The 17273-nt window shown below is 46.3% G+C and carries 14 protein-coding genes and 2 pseudogenes; 9 read left to right on the forward strand and 7 right to left on the reverse strand.

The window, feature by feature from the left end:
- Nucleotides 1-162: 162 nt before the first annotated feature.
- On the reverse strand, nucleotides 163-1956 hold the full coding sequence (locus DBT49_RS09645) for a heavy metal translocating P-type ATPase (protein WP_111872431.1): 1794 nt from the start codon (nucleotides 1954-1956) through the stop codon (nucleotides 163-165).
- A 220-nt stretch (nucleotides 1957-2176) separates the two neighbouring features.
- Here DBT49_RS09645 and DBT49_RS09650 point away from each other — a divergent pair, with 220 nt between their 5' ends.
- From DBT49_RS09650 to DBT49_RS09660, 3 genes are all read left to right on the forward strand, one after another.
- Nucleotides 2177-3391: an AI-2E family transporter gene (locus DBT49_RS09650; RefSeq protein ID WP_111872430.1), complete on the forward strand. Its 1215-nt coding sequence runs from the start codon at nucleotides 2177-2179 to the stop codon at nucleotides 3389-3391.
- A 156-nt stretch (nucleotides 3392-3547) separates the two neighbouring features.
- On the forward strand, nucleotides 3548-3871 hold the full coding sequence (locus DBT49_RS09655) for a putative heavy metal-binding protein (RefSeq protein WP_070558786.1): 324 nt from the start codon (nucleotides 3548-3550) through the stop codon (nucleotides 3869-3871).
- A gap of 194 nt (nucleotides 3872-4065) precedes the next feature.
- A complete protein-coding gene (locus DBT49_RS09660; RefSeq protein WP_111846197.1) occupies nucleotides 4066-4737 on the forward strand; it encodes a PepSY domain-containing protein in 672 nt (223 codons plus the stop codon).
- A 341-nt stretch (nucleotides 4738-5078) separates the two neighbouring features.
- Here the strand turns inward: DBT49_RS09660 and DBT49_RS09665 are convergent, their stop codons facing one another.
- From DBT49_RS09665 to rpmH, 6 genes are all read right to left on the reverse strand, one after another.
- Complete coding sequence (locus DBT49_RS09665) at nucleotides 5079-6293, reverse strand: acyl-CoA dehydrogenase family protein (protein ID WP_060778995.1); 1215 nt, start codon at nucleotides 6291-6293, stop codon at nucleotides 5079-5081.
- Nucleotides 6294-6395: 102 nt separating this feature from the next.
- Nucleotides 6396-7313 (reverse strand): 3-hydroxyacyl-CoA dehydrogenase family protein, encoded by a 918-nt coding sequence (locus tag DBT49_RS09670; RefSeq protein WP_070558789.1) that lies wholly within the window; start codon nucleotides 7311-7313, stop codon nucleotides 6396-6398.
- Between the two features lie 347 nt (nucleotides 7314-7660).
- Nucleotides 7661-8656, reverse strand: coding sequence for an RNA-binding cell elongation regulator Jag/EloR (gene jag, locus DBT49_RS09675; RefSeq protein WP_070558791.1), 996 nt, complete (start codon nucleotides 8654-8656; stop codon nucleotides 7661-7663).
- Nucleotides 8657-8671: 15 nt separating this feature from the next.
- Complete coding sequence (gene yidC / locus DBT49_RS09680) at nucleotides 8672-9526, reverse strand: membrane protein insertase YidC (protein WP_306740197.1); 855 nt, start codon at nucleotides 9524-9526, stop codon at nucleotides 8672-8674.
- A complete protein-coding gene (rnpA, locus tag DBT49_RS09685) occupies nucleotides 9516-9902 on the reverse strand; it encodes a ribonuclease P protein component (RefSeq protein ID WP_064293045.1) in 387 nt (128 codons plus the stop codon). Before rnpA ends, yidC begins: the two co-directional genes overlap by 11 nt.
- A gap of 51 nt (nucleotides 9903-9953) precedes the next feature.
- Nucleotides 9954-10088, reverse strand: a complete 135-nt coding sequence (gene rpmH, locus DBT49_RS09690; RefSeq protein WP_013669588.1) for a 50S ribosomal protein L34 — start codon at nucleotides 10086-10088, stop codon at nucleotides 9954-9956.
- Nucleotides 10089-10457: 369 nt separating this feature from the next.
- Here rpmH and lpdA point away from each other — a divergent pair, with 369 nt between their 5' ends.
- The 6 genes and pseudogenes from lpdA (at nucleotide 10458) to DBT49_RS09715 (ending at nucleotide 16607) form a co-directional block, all read left to right on the forward strand.
- The gene (gene lpdA / locus DBT49_RS09695) at nucleotides 10458-11873 is read left to right on the forward strand and encodes a dihydrolipoyl dehydrogenase (protein WP_101560548.1); all 1416 of its coding nucleotides are present in this window, start codon (nucleotides 10458-10460) and stop codon (nucleotides 11871-11873) included.
- Between the two features lie 104 nt (nucleotides 11874-11977).
- Nucleotides 11978-12964 carry a thiamine pyrophosphate-dependent dehydrogenase E1 component subunit alpha gene (locus tag DBT49_RS09700; RefSeq protein WP_070558795.1) on the forward strand — a complete coding sequence of 329 codons (987 nt, stop codon included), beginning with the start codon at nucleotides 11978-11980 and terminating at the stop codon, nucleotides 12962-12964.
- A 33-nt stretch (nucleotides 12965-12997) separates the two neighbouring features.
- On the forward strand, nucleotides 12998-13987 hold the full coding sequence (locus DBT49_RS09705) for an alpha-ketoacid dehydrogenase subunit beta (RefSeq protein ID WP_070558797.1): 990 nt from the start codon (nucleotides 12998-13000) through the stop codon (nucleotides 13985-13987).
- Between the two features lie 43 nt (nucleotides 13988-14030).
- Nucleotides 14031-14675 (forward strand): annotated as a pseudogene (locus DBT49_RS09780) (E3 binding domain-containing protein); the annotation flags it as partial.
- A 120-nt stretch (nucleotides 14676-14795) separates the two neighbouring features.
- Nucleotides 14796-15482: pseudogene (locus tag DBT49_RS09785) on the forward strand (dihydrolipoamide acetyltransferase family protein); the annotation flags it as partial.
- A 75-nt stretch (nucleotides 15483-15557) separates the two neighbouring features.
- The gene (locus DBT49_RS09715) at nucleotides 15558-16607 is read left to right on the forward strand and encodes a PTS sugar transporter subunit IIC (protein ID WP_070558801.1); all 1050 of its coding nucleotides are present in this window, start codon (nucleotides 15558-15560) and stop codon (nucleotides 16605-16607) included.
- The last annotated feature ends 666 nt before the right edge of the window (nucleotides 16608-17273 follow it).

Here is a 17273-nt window from a genome sequence, read left to right on the forward strand (position 1 = left end):
CCATGGTTAACTTCGTTTATTTATTCATTCATTGATAGATTCAATCGATCTAGGCAAGTAGAGCAGGTGAATGAAAGATAAATGCGAAAATTAGCCACATCATTCCTTTCTCAATCTTTTTCTCCTCCAAGGCTTATCCTCCCTGATCCTTTATCACAATCCTTAAACCTGCATGCGGGCACGTAGAGCATAGAAGATAGCTATGAGGTCCATAACTTCTTGGAGAATGGCTCCGAGTAGGGCGGGGATGGCACCGGTGGAGGCAATTAACATTAGGATAATTGAGGTTACGATCCCAAAGATCACTGCTTGCTTGGCGACTTTCAGGGTATGCTTGGCAACTTTAACTGCTTGGGCCACCTTGGAGAGATCATCCTTCAAGATTACCGCATCTGCCGATTCACTGGCAGCGGTTGACCCGTGGGCGCCCATAGCAATCCCAATATCTGCTACAGTCAGGGCTGGGGCATCATTAACCCCGTCCCCCACCATCATCACTGGACGGAAGTCTTCCCTTAGGTCTTTGAGCAGGTTAATCTTATCTTCCGGCAGCAAGTTGGCATGGACTTCTTCAATCCCCGCGCTGTGAGCGATCCTTTGGGCAATATTTTCATCATCACCGGTCAGCATGATAATACGGTCCAGGTCCAAGCTTTCTAATTCATGGATGGTCGCTGGAGCTTCGGGACGGATTTGGTCGTTAAAGGTAATCCGACCCGCATAAGCACCGTCAATGGACACATAGACATTGGTCTTGCCGTCAGTGATCTTCTCAGCCCCGACAAAGTCAGCTTTACCCACCTTGACTTCCTTACTGTCCACTTGGCCTTTAACCCCAGCAGCAGTCACTTCTTCTAAGTGGTTAACCGGACTAAGGTCCAGACCCTGTTTTTGAGCGTCATCCACTAAGGACCGGGCCAAAACGTGGGTAGAGGATTGTTCGGCACTAGCTGCATAGTGGAGAATATGATCCACCTCAAATCTCCCTTGGACTTGGATATCATCAACAGCTAAAGAACCCTGGGTAATGGTTCCGGTTTTATCAAAGGCCGCCGTTTTGACTTGGTCGAGTTTTTCCAAGCTGGTTCCTGATTTCATGACAATCCCATTGCGGCTGGAATTACTCATCCCCCCGACAATAGCCACCGGAGCGGCGATAATTAAGGGACAAGGTGAAGCCACCACTAGGACTTCCGCAAAACGAACTGGGTCTTTTGAGACAAACCAGGCAATAAAGGCAATGACATAGGCAATAATGGTAAAAGGTACCGCATAACGGTCAGCTAAGCGGACAAAGGGAGCGGGCTCTTCCTTAGAATTCTCCACCAGGGCCACTAAACGTTGGTACTGGCTATCCTTAGCAGCCTTCTTCACTTCGAAAGTCAGACTGGCCTCCCCATTAATAGACCCTGACATCAGTTCGTCGCCCACGCCTTTCTCTACCGGCTTGGATTCACCGGTCAAGGACGATTCATCGACAAAGGTCTCCCCTTGGACAATGACTCCGTCCACAGGCACCAATTCATTGGGACGGACCCTGACTTGGTCGCCGACTTGAATCTCTTCCACCGGGACGGAATCTACCGAACTGTCGGTATTAATCCGGTGGGCAAATTGGGGGGAATGTTCCAGTAAGGCTTCCAGTTCTCGGCTGGCTTGTTGGGTAGCATAGGCTTCCAGGGATTCTCCCCCAGTCATCATCACTAAGATCATTAAACTGGCCCAGTGTTCCCCCACAGCTAGAGTGGCTAGGATAGCGGTAATGGCCAGGATATCTACCCCATAGTAGCCATCCTTTAGGGTTTCAATCATGTCCTTAGCCAAAATGAGGGCCATGATAATCCCCCAAATCGCAATCACCCAAAAAGCCATGGTCTCCCGCCCCATCAGAAATTGTAGGCAGAGGGCGATTGCTCCAGTGACCAAGGTCACGATGAACTGTTGAAAATCAGTCATTTTTTCTTCCTCCTTGTTAATCATCTTGCTTTTGTATGCTTAGTATACACTAGTTTAGAATTTTTCTAAAGTGATAAAGCTTATTTTTACAAAATATTTCCAAAGGGCCAAAAAGAGTGCCGACTTTGCTTTTTTCTTAAGACTTCTAGCCAATAATTTGTTAAAGTAAACTTATGCCAAAAAAATATTCAATCTTTAACCAATAAAGGAGGTTAACTTTGTGCATTTTAACCGCAAACAATGGTTATCATTGGGACTAGGCGTCATTGCCCTCTGCCTAATTGTCCTCAACTGGTCAACCATCGTCTCCTGGCTGGGCCAAGTCTGGTCGATTGCCTATCCGATCACTTTAGGGGCCATGATGGCCTATGTGGTCAATATTTTAATGTCACTTTATGAGAAGTATCTCTGGCCCCATGCCGATAAGGACTGGCTGGCCAAAATCCGCCGCCCCATCGCCATTGTCTTGGCCCTCTTAACGATTCTGGCCATTATCGCCCTCACCTTGGGCTTGATTATTCCCCAATTGGTGGCTGTAGTGACCAACTTCATGGAGATCCTCCCCCGCCTCTTCCAAAGTCTCGATCGACTCCTAGAGCGTTACGAGGACCTCTATCCGGAAATTGTCTCCTATATGGGGAACTTGGACCTCAACTGGCAAAACATGGTCCGGCGCACCGTCAGCTTTGCCCAAGGACTCACCTCGAGTTTAATCGGGTCAACCATTGGTGCTGTCACTTCAGTGGCCAGCTGGATCGTTACTATCTTTATTGCCATCATCATTACTTTCTATATTTTGATGTCCAAAGAAAGACTGGGTCAACAATTCCACCGACTTACCAAGGCTTATTTAAAGGACAAGCGTTATAACCAAATCCACTATGTCCTCGCCATGGTAAACGATGCCTTCTATAACTTTATCGCGGGAGAAGTGGTAGAGGCCGCTATCCTGGGCTGTATGGTCGGCTTTGGCATGTGGATCTTTGGCTTCCCTTACGCCAGCATGATCGGGGTCCTCACTGGGGTGACAGCTATTATCCCACTTTTGGGCGCCTATATCTCTGGAGGACTGGGTTTTCTGTTGATCCTTATGCATTCACCGATCCAAGCCCTGCTCTTTGTCGTATTTATTGTGGTTGTCCAACAAATTGAAGGGAACTTGATCTATCCCAAAGTGGTTGGCAATTCCCTGGGACTCCCTGGCATGTGGGTCTTGATCGCAGTCACGGTCGGTGGCGGTTTAATGGGCGTGGCTGGTATGCTAATTGGGGTGCCAATTGCTTCCGCCGGCTACCGTCTCCTTAAATTTGACGTCAACTACCGAGAAGCCAAGGCCAAGGCTTCTAACGACCAAGAAGTCAAAGCCCCTAGCCAACTGGCCCGCCAGCATGACTTCAGTATCCAAGCCTTAGCCAATGAAGAGGGCTTAAACTAACTGATCAGAGAAATTTAGCTCAAATTTGATAAAAACCGTTCCCTCAGCATAAAAAAGGGAACGGTTTTTTGCGATTTTCGATACTAAGTCGACAGGCATAGTGATAAAATAGTGGTAGAAATAGAACGCTTTCATTATTTACTAAGGAGGCTTATCATGATTATTACAACAACACCAAACATCCAAGGCAAGACCATCACTAGCTACCAGGGCATTGTCTTTGGCGAAGTGGTGGCCGGGGTCAACCTGCTCAAAGATATGGGCGCTGGTTTCCGTAATGTCTTTGGCGGTCGGTCCAAGGGTTACGAAGGCGAACTGACCCAAGCCCGCGAAGAAGCCCTCCAAGAAATGGCTGACCGGGCTAAAGACCTGGGCGCTGATGCTGTAGTGGGCGTTAAGATGGACTATGAAACCCTAGGCGCTAATAATGGCATACTCATGGTCACCTGCAGTGGCACCGCTGTAAGCTTAGGTGATTAAATCAGGCAACTGTAGCAGACAATCGATAAACCATTCCCTTCTAAACAGAGAGAAACTCTAAGTTTTTCTCTGTTTTTTATTAAGGAGACTTTAAGAATCTAGAAAATGAAGCGCTTCCATTTGTGGTTTATCAATATTTCTCCTAAGCTTAAAGTATGTTAATCATATAAAAGTATTTTGAGGAGGACGATTATATGAATAAGAAATTGAAAATCTCATTAGTCAGTCTAGCCAGCATCTTTACCTTAGCTGCCTGTGGCCAAGCCAATGATGGGGGAGATAAGGCTAACACTGACCAAAATGAAAGCAGCCAAGAAGTTTCTCAAGAAACCAAGGGAGAAACAGCTTCTCAAGAGGACAGCAAGGGCCAAAAAGAGTCTAAAGAAGACAATAAGGACCAAGCTGAATCCAATCAATCCAGCCAGGACCAAGAAGGCATTGAAAACAAAGAATATGCCATCTCTATCGAGGATGCCGTGAATAAATTTAACGAAGAAACCGGCGCCCAAGACGTGAAGATTGAAGAAATTGAATTTGACTACGAAGAAGAATTCAGCAAACATACCTATCAAATCCAAGGCTACAACGCAGAAAACGAATGGGACATGCACATTGACCCCGATACTGGTGAAGTCTTAAAGGTAGAAGCTGAAAAAGAAGCCAATGACGAAACCAAACAACTCGAAGTCACCAGCTTAATCACACCAAAAGAAGCCATGGAAAAGGCCCTCGCTGAACACCCAGGCGAAAAAGTCAAGAACTGGGAACTCTCTGTCGATGACAACGGCGTCATCCACTACGAAGTCGACCTCACTAACGTCGATGACGTGGACGTCAATGCAAGCAGCGGAGAAATTATTAAATAAAGGAAGAGAGTGTGAGCTGACGACAAAAAAGTGAAACGCTGGAGGAAATATGCGGAAATCCTCGTAGAGGATTGACAAATATTACCGAAGCGGAGTTCACTTTTGTCAGCGAACACGTTTGAAGAGAGTGCGACAAGCGCGTCAGAGAGCAAGACCACTGGAGCACATTTTGACAAATAAGTAATAAATAAGGATCTAGTAGAATAAATCTGCTAGATCCTTTTTCTTTGGGCTTAGACAAACAAAAAGTGCCTCCATCACTCATCAGTGAAAGAGACACTTTTTTCGTCTTCTTATATTATTCGGCTAAGTTTTAGCCCAGCGCTTAATTATCGAAAACTTTAGATAAAGGCTTGTTGGCCAGTGTAGTAACGACCGATAATGAGGGAGTTAACCTCGTGGGTCCCTTCATAGGTGTACATCCCTTCAATATCCGCCATGAAACGTGGCACATCGTATTCCAAGAGAATGCCGTTACCCCCACAGACTTCCCGAGCTAAAGCAGCATTTTCACGAGCCCGGTAGCCGTTATGCATCTTGGCCATAGAAGAGTTCTCTTCTTTGTAGATACCACGTTCTTGTTGTTGGGCTAATCTCACTGCAATCGCTAGGGTAGCTTGAGCGTTCATTGCCATGCGGGACAATTTTTCTTGGATCAATTGGAAGCTGGCCACGGTCTTACCGAAGGCTTCCCGTTCCCGGGTGTACTTCAAGGCTGCTTCAAAGGCGCCGGCTGTCGCACCTGCCAGTAACCAAGCCACGTCAGACCGGGTATTACGGAGGATGTTCGCCGCGTCCTTCCAAGAGTTCACATTTTGCGCCCGTTGGGACTCAGGCACTTTAACATCGGTATAAATAATTTCCGCATTAGGCATCATCCGGAAGAAGGCTTTGGGTTCGGTGTTGAAGGTTTCGACCCCTTCACTTTCCCGTTCCACAAAGAACATCTTCACTTGGCCATCGTCCACATCACGAGCAAAGAAAGCGTGCCACTTAGCTAGAGTCCCGCCACCGATCCATTTCTTATGACCATTCAGAATCCAGGTGTCACCTTCCCGTTTAGCGGTCGCTGCCATCCCGCCAGCAATATCAGAGCCGTGTTCAGGTTCGGTCATGGCTAAGACACCCTTACCTTCCCAGCTGAGGACGCCTGGCATGAGTTTTTCTTGCTGTTCCTTGCTACCCCCAATTTTGACACATTCGTGGAAGAGCCCCCCATTAGAGGTATAGAAGGTCCCAATCACCGGGTCAGTCTTGGCTAAGGTATAAGCCCGGAAGCCCCGGAAGAGTTGGCTGATGGTCCCATCTTCACGACCTTCTAATAATTTAGGGTTTTGGATAAGGTCAATATCAATAATTTTTTGCATTTCTTCCAGTGGGAAAGTTGCCTTGTCCCAGTGCTCATCGAGGACGGGGTAGATATCTTCTTTTAGAACCTTTTCAACCTCTTGCAGAACTTCTTTTTCCCCATCGGTTAAGTCTTCAGCATAGTTATAAAGGTCGGAATAAAACATTTTTTCAACTGCATCAATGTCTGCTCTAGATTCTTTAACCATAATAGTCTCCTTGTCCTTTAATTCGCTCATATGCCCTTTAAGCAGCTAGGATATTCATTTCTTCTCCCAAGTCTAGCGCTTTTGGGCCTTTTGGTCATCTCACTATTTTCCTTGTAATTTTTCTTGGTTTTTGGCTTGTTCAGAAGGTAATTGATTGCCATCTTCATCGTAGTCGTAGAAGCCTTTGCCTGCTTTCTTACCGAAGCGACCAGCCCGCATCATATTCTTCATGGTAACTGGTGGGGTCCAGCGTGGGTCACCATACTCTTGTTCGAAGTATTCCATGACATAGTAACCAATATCTACCCCAGCATAGTCTTGGAGTTCAAAGGATCCCATGGGATGGTTTAAGCCATAGCGCATGGCCTTGTCAATGTCTTCTGGAGTGGCAATACCTTCTTCGAGCACCTTGATGGCCTCGATCATTTGAGGGATCATGATCCGGTTAACGATGAAACCTGGGGAATCTTTATGAACGGTCACGGTTTCTTTACCGATACTTTCAGCAACTTCTCTAACCACCGCTACCGTCTCATCACTGCTTTCATAGCCATAGATAATTTCTACTAACTTCATCACTTGTGGTGGGTTGAAGAAGTGCATCCCCGCGAAACGACTCGGATCTTCTAAGACACTAGCAATTTCGGTAATGGATAGGGAAGAGGTATTAGTCGCTAGGACAATGTCATCACGAACAATGCCTTCCACTTCTTTAAAAACTTCCTGTTTGAGCTCCATCTTTTCTAGAACGGCTTCAACCACGAAGTCCACATCTTTGAAGTCCTTGAGGTCGGTGGTTCCGGTGATGCGGCTAAGAACTTCTTCCTTGCCCGCTTCATCTAATTTCCCCCGTTTCACACTACCGTCGAGGAATTTACTAATCCGGTCTATCCCCCCTTGGACAAACTTGTCTTCAATATCTCTTAAGATCACCTGGTAACCATTGGAAGCAAACACGTTGGCAATCCCTGCCCCCATTGAGCCGGCTCCAATCACTCCAATTGTTTTGATCTCTGACATAGAAAAAACACTTCCTTTCTTTGGATTTATTATCTTCACAAGTATTGTAGCAAAAATGTAAGCGCTTTATCAGTTATATGCTTGTGCACTTATTCTTTATCTAGCCGTTAAAATCACTATCACTAAGCCAAGATGCTCAGGTAAAGTGATTTCACAAGCCATCTCTTGGCCTTGATAAAAAATAAACATAAAGAAAAAAGCCAAAAAATAAATATCTTATTTCTTGACTAATCGCTCCTCTGAAAGGCGTATTTATACAATTTTTGTACTAACTGCTCACCAACCTCATTTGTTGATATAAAAAAACTCCAGCGCCATCAGACACTGGAGTTCTTCTTACCATATCACTAGTCCTTATAGGACACGACCATATAACGATGGGGATCGCGGCCTTGGGACTGGGTTTTAATATGACTATATTTGGATAGGCAACGGTGAATAATCTTCCGTTCACGCGCTGGCAAGGGACTCAAGGTGACGTCTTCACGTTCCACAGTCACTTGATCAGCGGTTCTTTCCGCCAATTTCTCCAAGGTTTGCTCACGACGTTCCCGGTAGTCGCCCACATTCACTTCAACAGCTACACGTTTACGCACATGGGAATGAGTGAGAATCTGAGCCAGGGTTTCTAAGGAATTGATAATCTTACCATGCTTACCAATCACTAAGCCCGGTTTGTCGGTATTAATATGGAAGATAATTAAGTCATCCATATCTTCAACATCAATGGTCACATCCACTAGGTAGGCTTCCATGACATCGATGAGATAGTGGGCCACATCTTCAACGCCCCAATCGAAAGGATAGGAAGCTTCTTCTTCGTCATCCGCTTCATCTGCGTCTTGAGACTGGCTGTCAGTTGCTGAGTAGTCAGCTGCTAGTGATTGGCTGGCTGGCTCACTTTGACTCTCCACTGGCTCTAATTCGGCGCTGGTACTTGCATCAGCTGGGCTAGCGCTTTGACTATCGAGTGTATGAGCTACTTGGCTGTCACTACTGGATTCACTAGTTGCTTGGCCGACAGCACTTTGGCTATCATCGAGCGCTTCAACCTGGCTAGCTTCTTCGACCACTTCAGTAGTGGCCGGCTCTTTATCAGCTGCTGGGTTAGTGACTGTTTCTGCTTCAACAGCTACTTCAGCCACAATCTCATCAACACTAGGTTCACCATCAGCTAGGCTGACTTGAATAATGGCCGGTTGGCTACCAAAACCAAAGAAACCTTTTTTAGGCTCTTGGAGAATTTTGACATCTTCCATCGGGATGTCACTGACTTGGAGCCCTTCTTTAGCTGCTGCGATCGCCTCTTCAACGCTGGCGCCTTGATAAGTTTCTAATTTCATATTTGATGCTCCTTATTACTTACGCTTTTTACCTCGTGGGTTGCGACGGGCTTTCTCTAAGCGCCGTTCCAAATCCCTTTCCTTGGCCTCTTCTTCGTGGCGGGCCCTTTGTTTTTGATAAGGGTTGTTGATCAATAGGGTTTGGCCAATGGTAAAGACATTGGCAGTTGCCATGTATAAGGCCAAAGCACTCGGTAAGTTCATCATAACAAAGAAAATAAAGACAGGCATAACGTATTGCATCGCTGTCATAGACCCTGATTTAATTCCTGAAGCAATCTGACTGAGGTGGGTCGAATACCAAATCGATACCGCAGCAATAATTGGCAATATGAAGTAAGGGTCTGGCTTCCCTAATTCCATCCATAAGAAATGCCCATTAGTTAAGGCCTCTGTCCGACTGATGGCTTGGTAGAGGGCCGTCAGAATTGGAAGTTGGATTAATAAGGGGAGACAGCCAGCAAATTGGTTGGTATCATACTTCTCTTGCAGTTTGGCGGTCTCTTCTTGGAGTTTTTGTTGGGTTTCCGAATCACGGGAAGCATACTTTTCTTGCAGGGCCCGAAGTTCAGGCTGCATCTTTTGCATCTTCTCCGTGTTCTTCATTTGTAAGCTATAGAGCGGGGTTAAGAGGAGGCGGGCCAAGATGGTGAAGACAATAATCCCCATCCCGTAACTATTACCAAAAACTCCTGATAACCAAATAATGATTTGTGATAGGTTATAGAGCACATAACGGTCCCAGAAGCCCGTGGAATCGGCTGTAATCGGCTCCATACCACCGGCTCTGGCACACCCACTCAGAACCAGGACTCCGACTAAGAGCATCCCCAGAACTAGCAGGTGTTTTTTATTTTGTTTAATTTTCACTTTCTGCCCTCTCGTTTCTTTCTACTGGCCTAGACGGGTCAGTGTGGAAGAGGCCCTGTAAGCGCATGACGTGGATCAAACTGGACTTGACCTGGTCTTGGCTCATCGCCTTGGTTGGCTTACGGGCAATGATGATAAAATCGACATTGCTTTTAATATAGGGTTTTAACTCGGTCAGTGCCTGGCGGATTAACCGTTTCACCCGGTTGCGGGTCACCGCATTGCCGATCTTTTTTCCCACAGAGAGTCCAACCCGAAAATGTTTTTGCTCTTTTTCGATGGAGTAGACTACAAATTGCCGGTTCGCCTTGCTATCTCCTTGGTGGAAAACCAAGCTAAAATCTTTTTCTGACTTGACTCGGTAGCTCTTGCGCATTGTATTCCCTCCTCGACACTAAATAAAAAAAGACCACAGCGCTTTGTGGTCTTATGCTGAAAGTCGTTTTCTGCCTTTTTGACGACGACGCGCTAAAACGTGACGACCATTTTTTGTACTCATACGGTTGCGGAAGCCATGTTTCTTTTGACGACGACGTTTATTTGGTTGATAAGTTCTCTTCATGAATGACACCTCCTATGATATGGGAATGGTTATATCTAATAACAATCTTTCACATTATACCGAACAACTGAAATAAGATCAATAGAAATCTAAAAAAAAATTCACCAACTGACTAATCTTTTTCTAAAAAACACATCCTTCCCAGCAGTCTTATAAACAGGATTTCTAGTCGGCAAATAATTAATAGTTTCTTCTTATTAATTAAGTCTAACCTTTGCGAAATGACCTAAGGATTAGTATAATAAAAGTGAAAAAGAAAGCGCTTACTTGCTATAAATCCATATCTTTTCACCTCTTTTTAACTTCAAGTAAATAAACCATAAATAAAGCTAATTATTCAAGTCAGGTGTATAGAAAGAAAGGTGACGGTTGATGATCAATACAGATTTAGTCGTACTCGGCGGTGGACCTGCCGGCTATGTGGCCGCTATCCAGGCAGCCAAGCTCGGCTTAGAGGTTTACTTAATTGAAGAGGACAAAGTGGGGGGAACCTGTTTGAATCGAGGTTGTATCCCTACCAAAGCCCTCTTACAGGCGGCCCATGTAAAAGACACGGTCGACCAGGCCCAAGCTTTTGGCATTGAAAGTGGAGGCCAGTCCCAGGTCAAGATGGAAAAAGTCCAGTCCTATAAAAATGCCGTGGTCAAACAATTAGTGACCGGGGTGGCAGGTTTGGTCAAGAAAAACAAGGTCCACCTCCTAAAGGGTCACGGAGCCGTTTTAGGGCCTTCGATCTTCTCTCCCAATTCTGGCGCCATTGCAGTAAGCCCGAACGATCCTGAGGAAGAAGAAAGTATTATCGTTCCCAAAAATGTCATCATAGCTACTGGGTCACGGAACAAAAACCTGCCCAATATTACTATTGATGAGGAATATATCCTCTCTTCCACCGGCCTCTTAGAGATTGGAGAAATTCCTAAGTCCATTGCCATTATTGGGGGCGGGGTCATTGGGGTAGAATTTGCCTCTTTCCTTGCCCGGATGGGAAGCCAGGTCACCATTATCGAATACCTAGACCGGCTCTTAGCCAATGAAGGCAAAAACATCTCCCAAGCCCTGGCCAAGGCCTTTAAAGATCAAGGCATCACACTGAAGCTCAACTGCCAAGTCGACCAAGCCCAAGTCCAGGATGGCCAGGTTCTGGTCTCCATGAACCAGGGTCAGGACCAGGAAGTCTTTGACAAGGTCCTGGTGGCTGTTGGTCGCGAGCCTAACATTGATAACATTGGCCTTCATAATACCTCCATTAAATACGATAAGAAGGGGATTGAGGTCAACCAGCACTACCAAACCAAGGAAGGCCACATTTATGCCATCGGTGATGCGATTAATACCCTGCAACTGGCTCATGTGGCCATGGCTGAAGCCAAGTGTGCCGTCGACCACATCGTCAAGAAAACCAGTGACCCGCTTAACTACACCATGCTGCCACGTTGTGTCTATAGTTCCCCAGAAATTGCCAGCGTAGGTTATAACCAAGACAACCTCCCCGAAGACGTTGAAGCCAAGGTCGGCCACTTCCCCCTAGCAGGTAACGGCAAGGCCTTGATCGAGAAAGCCAGTGACGGCTTTATTGAAGTTATCCGCGACCAAGTCACGGACGACTTACTAGGCATCACCATTTTTGGCCCCCATGCTTCCGAGATGATCAGTGAAGGCAGCCTGGGACTCTACCTCAATGCCACCAATGAGGAAGTCGCCACCACCGTCCACCCGCACCCGAGCTTCTCAGAAGCCCTCCAAGAAGCCGCTTTAGACGCTATGAAAATGGCCATTCACAAGTAAATTACAGCCACAAAGGATATAGTAGTCTCTAAAAATATTTTTGTTGATTTAGTAAGTATATTGAGCCATAAAGCTCATCGAATAGAGAAAGTGAGTTGACTATCATGGAAAAATTAGCAAGTACTGGTCTAAGTAAAGAAGCCATTATCGAGGCTTATAAGCATGTGGTCCGGAGCCGTTTACTCGACGAACGGATCTGGCAATTAACCCGGATTGGTAAGACTTCCTTTAATATTTCTGGTCAAGGTCATGAAGTCGGTCTAGTGGCCATGGCTTTAGCCTTTGACCATGACAAGGATTTCTTCCTACCTTACTACCGGGACATGACTGCCTGCATGGTGTGGGGCATGTCCTGTACCGATGTTCTCCTGGCCACCTTTGGTAAGGATGCTGACCCCAACTCCCACGGCCGGCAGATGCCAAACCACTTCGGCTCCAAGGAACACAATATTGTCAGCCACTCCTCCCCAGTGTCCACCCAATACCCTGTCGCTGCAGGTGTCGCCCTAGCCAACAAACTGGATGGGTCTGACAGCATTGCCCTGACAACGACGGGTGAAGGTTCCTTTAACCAAGGGGAATGTGCTGAAGCCATGAACATTAGCGGGGTTATGCAACTCCCAGTCATCTTCGTGGTGGAAAATAACGGTTATGCCATCTCAGTACCAGCCAAACACCAATACCATGCCGAATCCTTAGCCCTAAGAGGTCCTGGCTACGGTTTTGACGGCGAACGCGTGGACGGCTTTGATTTTGCTCAAACCTACAAGGCCTTCAAAAAAGCTGTAGAAAAAGTTCGCCAAGGCGGGGGCCCACACTTGATTGAACTCATGGTCACCCGTTTAACCAGTCACTCCTCCGATGACGACCAAACTGTCTATCGGTCGCCGGAAGAACTGGAAGAAGTGAAAGCCAACGACCCAATTAAGAAATTTAAAGCACAACTTATCGAGGAAGGCTATCTGACTGAAGAAGAAAACGAAAAAATCTACCAAGAACTGCAAGCGGAAGTCGACCAAGCCACCGATGAAGCGGAAGCCAGCCCTGATCCGACGCCAGAATCACTCTATGAACAAGTCTATGCCGACTAATTTCTCCATATAATAGGAAAGGAATGACTCAAGATGACAGAAATAACTTACTTAGAGGCCTTAAACCAAGGTATTGATGAAGAAATGGCCCGCGATGATAAGGTCCTCATCTTTGGTGAAGACGTCGGTGGGGAAAAAGGTGGGGTTTTCGGGGTCTCCAAAGGCCTAGCCGCTAAATACGGGGATGACCGGGTCTTCTCCAGCCCCCTCACTGAAATTGCCATCGCTGGTTTAACCGTGGGCTTAGGGATTAAAGGCTACCGGGCCATTGGTGAATTCCAATTTGCGGACTATATCCTCCCAGCCGTTAACCAAATTAACTCCGAAGCTGCTAGGATGCGTTACCGGACCAAGGGCGACTGGACCACGCCAATTGTCTTTCGCGCCCCTTATGGAGCTGGTGTCCGCGGCGGTTTCTATCATTCCCAAACTACCGACAAGGTCTTTGCCGGACAACCGGGACTACGGATTGTGACCCCTTCCACTGTCTATGACGCTAAAGGGATGATCAAGGCCGCTATCCGCTCTGATGACCCCGTCCTCTTCTATGAGCACAAACGCCTCTACCGGCTCTTAAAAGATGAAATTCCTAGTGAAGACTATACCGTTCCTTTAGACAAGGCCAATGTCCTCCGTCAAGGGGATGATATTACCGTGATTGCCTATGGGATTGTCCTCCAATACGCCCTCAAAGCGGCTGAACGCTTAAGTGAAGAAGAAGGCATTGAATGTGAAGTCGTTGACGTGAGAAGCCTTTATCCACTAGATAAGGAAACCCTGGTGGAAGCGGCTAAGAAAACCGGTAAGGTCCTCTTAGTTACCGAAGATAATAAGGAAGGCGCGATAATGAGTGAAATTGCCGCCATTATCGCTGAAGAAGCCCTCTTCGACTTGGACGCGCCCATCCGCCGTTTAGCTGGCCCAGATGTGCCTACTGTGGGCTATGCCCTAAACTTAGAACGTGAATTCTTAGTCGATGAGGACAAGGTCTACCAAGCCATGAAAGAGCTCGCTGAATTCTAACCATAGCTAAGACTTGTCATCAAGCAGAAGGGAGCTTAAACTAATGACTAAAAAAATCATCAAGATGCCGGCCCTAGGCGAAAGTGTTCATGAAGCGACCATTAACGCTTGGCTAGTCAAAGCCGGCGATACTGTCAAAAAATACGACCCGCTGGCGGAAGTGATCTCTGACAAGGTCACCACCGAGGTCCCCTCCGAATATAGTGGGGTGATCGACGAATTGTTGGTTGATGAAGATGAAGAAATCCCTATTGGCCAAGCCATCCTGTCAATTATTGTCGAAGGGGATGGCCCAGACGACCAAGCCGAAGCCCATTCTACAGAAACTAGTGACCAAGAGAATGCGGATGAAGCAAAAGAGGAAGCCGAGCCAACTCAAAATCTCAACTATTCCCCTGCTGTCGTTCGTTTGGCCCAGGAGAAAGGAATCGATCTCAAACAAGTCACCGGGTCTGGCAAAAATGGTCGGATTACCAAAAAAGATGTTCTTAAGGCCGCTGATCAAAGCGAAAGTAGCAGTCAAAGCACAAAAGTAAATGAAGTGAAATTGTCAAATGATTCAGAAAAATCAAAATTTGATAGCCGATACTCACCAGCTGTGCTAAAATTAGCACAGACGCATAATATTGATTTGTCTCAGTTGGTGGGAACTGGTGCTAAAGGGCGCATCACGCGAAAAGATGTCCTAGCGGCACTTGAGTCGGGCCCAAGCCCAGACCAAACTGCCAGCCAGTCTGAAAGCAGCAACCAAATTGATCAGTCAGCCAAGACTCCTGTGAGTCAACCAAGTCAATCTCAAGACCAAGTCACACCAGCCGATGGTATCCGTAAGGCCATTGCTAAACAAATGACCAAGTCCTACCAAGAGATTCCCCATGCTTGGATGATGGTAGAAGCTGACGTGACCAATATCGTTAATTTACGCAATCATTTGAAAGATTCCTACCAGGATAATGAAGGGATCCACCTCTCTTACTTCCCATTCTTTGTAAAAGCAGTGACCCAAGCCTTAAAACAACACCCACTGCTTAACGCCAGTTGGCAAGAAGATGGGATTCACTACCATAAAGACATTAACTTATCGATAGCAGTAGCTACCGAAGACCATCTTTATGTCCCAGTGATTAAGCAGGCGGACCGTCTTTCCATCAATGGAATCGCCCATGAAATTGACCGCCTCGCGCAAGCCGTTAAAAACGGTGAGGCAACCAGCCAAGACATGCAAGGCGGGACCTTTACCGTAAATAATACGGGGGTCTTCGGTTCGGTCCAATCCATGGGAATCATTAATCCACCACAAGCTGCGATTCTTCAAGTCGAATCGATTAAGAAGCGCCTTCTTGTCAGCGATGACGGTAATTTCAAGATGGCCGACATGGTTAACCTCTGTCTCTCCATTGACCATCGTCTCCTCGACGGTTTAGAGGCCGGTCGCTTCTTACAAGATGTGGTCCACAATTTAGCTCAATTCAGCCAAGAAACAGAGATATATTAATGCGCTTCTTAGACTCTAGCGACAGTCTTTAACTGAGAGTCAACCAATTATTTCTAGAGAAGAAGGAGTGACAATATGAGTGAAGAAACACAAATGACCCCTAAGGTCTTTCTTAATAAAGTATTGAATGGGACAGCGACAGGAGTGGTTATTGGTTTAATTCCTAATGCCGTTTTATCCGGGATTTTGAAATATTTTACCCACATTCCCCTAGCCCTTACCATTTCTCAAATTGCCGTAATTTTCCAATTAGCTACCCCGCTTTTGATTGGGGCCTTAATCGCCATGCAATTTGGCTTCAAGCCCATGCAAGTCATGGTGACTGCTGGAGCCAGTTTCGTGGGCTCGGGGGTTATTCAATATAACCCTGAAGCCAAGGCCTATATCGGTGCAGGAACCGGGGACTTGATCAATACCATGATCACCGCCGCGATCGCGGTTCTGGTCTTACTCTGGGTCAAAGATAAATTTGGCTCCACCGCTGTGATTGCTATGCCGATCTTAGTGGGTTGTGGGGTGGCCTTGATCGGGGTCCTCTTACTACCGATTATTGCTAAATTCACTGGCGCCATCGGTAGTGTCATTAACAGCTTTACCAATTTACAACCGATCCTAATGACCATCTTGATCTCCTGTTCATTCGCGATGTTGATTATCTCACCTATTTCAACCGTGGCGATCGGTTTAGCTATCCAACTCGATGGGATTGCTGCTGGGGCAGCTTCCATGGGGGTTGCGGCAACCACAGTCGTTTTAGTGGTTCATTCTTGGAAAGTCAATGAATCCGGGGTTACCCTAGCTATTGCCTTAGGGGCTATGAAGATGATGATGGCCAACTTATTCAAGTACCCAATCATCTTGGTACCTACCCTATTTACCGCAGTGATTACCGCTATTCCAGTAGCCCTCTTTAATATTTCCGGTACCCCACAATCCGCTGGTTTCGGTTTAGTGGGTATTGTCGGACCGCTAGCATCCTTCGATGCCGGCCTAAGTATTCCTTTAGTCATTCTCTCTTGGTTAATCATCCCCGTAGCCGTTGCCTTACTCAGCAAAGTTCTCTTTGAAAAAGTATTGAAATTATATGACGGTAACGTGGTCTTTGCTTACCAAGGTCAAGACTAAGATTGCTAACAAAGTCGAGCGCAAGCTCGGCTTTTTTTATGCGAATTTTTTCGTCCTTTTGTGTGACAGTCACACTCTCTAGTTGAGTTCGGTGACAAAAGTGAACTCCACTTCAGAAATATTTGTCAATCCTTTTCAAGGATTTCCGCATATTTCTTCCAGCGGTCTTGCTCTTTGGCGCACTTGTCACACTCTCTTCAAACGTGTTCCAGTCACAGGACGAACGTCCGCTTCAAAAACTGGTAACGCTCAGACTAGCTGAGCTTATCCCAGTTTTCTCCAGCGATTTCGTCCTTTTGTGTGACTGTCACACTCTCTAAAATCCCCAAAAGTGGATAAGTTTTCCCAGGGGGAGTGGACAGAGCTTACTGTCTATAACTTATCCCAAGGGCTTTTAACAGACTTCTACACAATCCACAGCAAGGGGAGAAGTTATCCACAGCTGTGGATTCTTTTACTAAATCTGTGTGTAGCTAGGCTTTTACCCCAGGGTATTATCCACAGTCGAACAAGTTTTCCCCTGTTACCTGCTAACTATACACAGATTGTGGATAAGTCTATGAACAACTTGGGAAAACTTTTATCCCCAATTCGAATAAATGTGGATAACTTTTCCGCTTCATGGTAAACTAAAAGAGACTATTTCTATAGAAAGGAGTCGTTTCG

It is taken from the genome of Aerococcus mictus (genome assembly GCF_003286595.3).
Lineage (GTDB): Bacteria > Bacillota > Bacilli > Lactobacillales > Aerococcaceae > Aerococcus > Aerococcus mictus.

Coding starts and splice junctions, on each gene's coding strand:
- DBT49_RS09645 (WP_111872431.1), bottom strand. CDS start 1,956: ATGACTGATTTTCAACAGTTCATCGTGACCTTGGTCACTGGAGCAATC.
- DBT49_RS09655 (WP_070558786.1), top strand. CDS start 3,548: ATGATTATTACAACAACACCAAACATCCAAGGCAAGACCATCACTAGC.
- DBT49_RS09660 (WP_111846197.1), top strand. CDS start 4,066: ATGAATAAGAAATTGAAAATCTCATTAGTCAGTCTAGCCAGCATCTTT.
- DBT49_RS09665 (WP_060778995.1), bottom strand. CDS start 6,293: ATGGTTAAAGAATCTAGAGCAGACATTGATGCAGTTGAAAAAATGTTT.
- DBT49_RS09670 (WP_070558789.1), bottom strand. CDS start 7,313: ATGTCAGAGATCAAAACAATTGGAGTGATTGGAGCCGGCTCAATGGGG.
- jag (WP_070558791.1), bottom strand. CDS start 8,656: ATGAAATTAGAAACTTATCAAGGCGCCAGCGTTGAAGAGGCGATCGCA.
- rnpA (WP_064293045.1), bottom strand. CDS start 9,902: ATGCGCAAGAGCTACCGAGTCAAGTCAGAAAAAGATTTTAGCTTGGTT.
- rpmH (WP_013669588.1), bottom strand. CDS start 10,088: ATGAAGAGAACTTATCAACCAAATAAACGTCGTCGTCAAAAGAAACAT.
- DBT49_RS09700 (WP_070558795.1), top strand. CDS start 11,978: ATGGAAAAATTAGCAAGTACTGGTCTAAGTAAAGAAGCCATTATCGAG.
- DBT49_RS09705 (WP_070558797.1), top strand. CDS start 12,998: ATGACAGAAATAACTTACTTAGAGGCCTTAAACCAAGGTATTGATGAA.
- DBT49_RS09715 (WP_070558801.1), top strand. CDS start 15,558: ATGAGTGAAGAAACACAAATGACCCCTAAGGTCTTTCTTAATAAAGTA.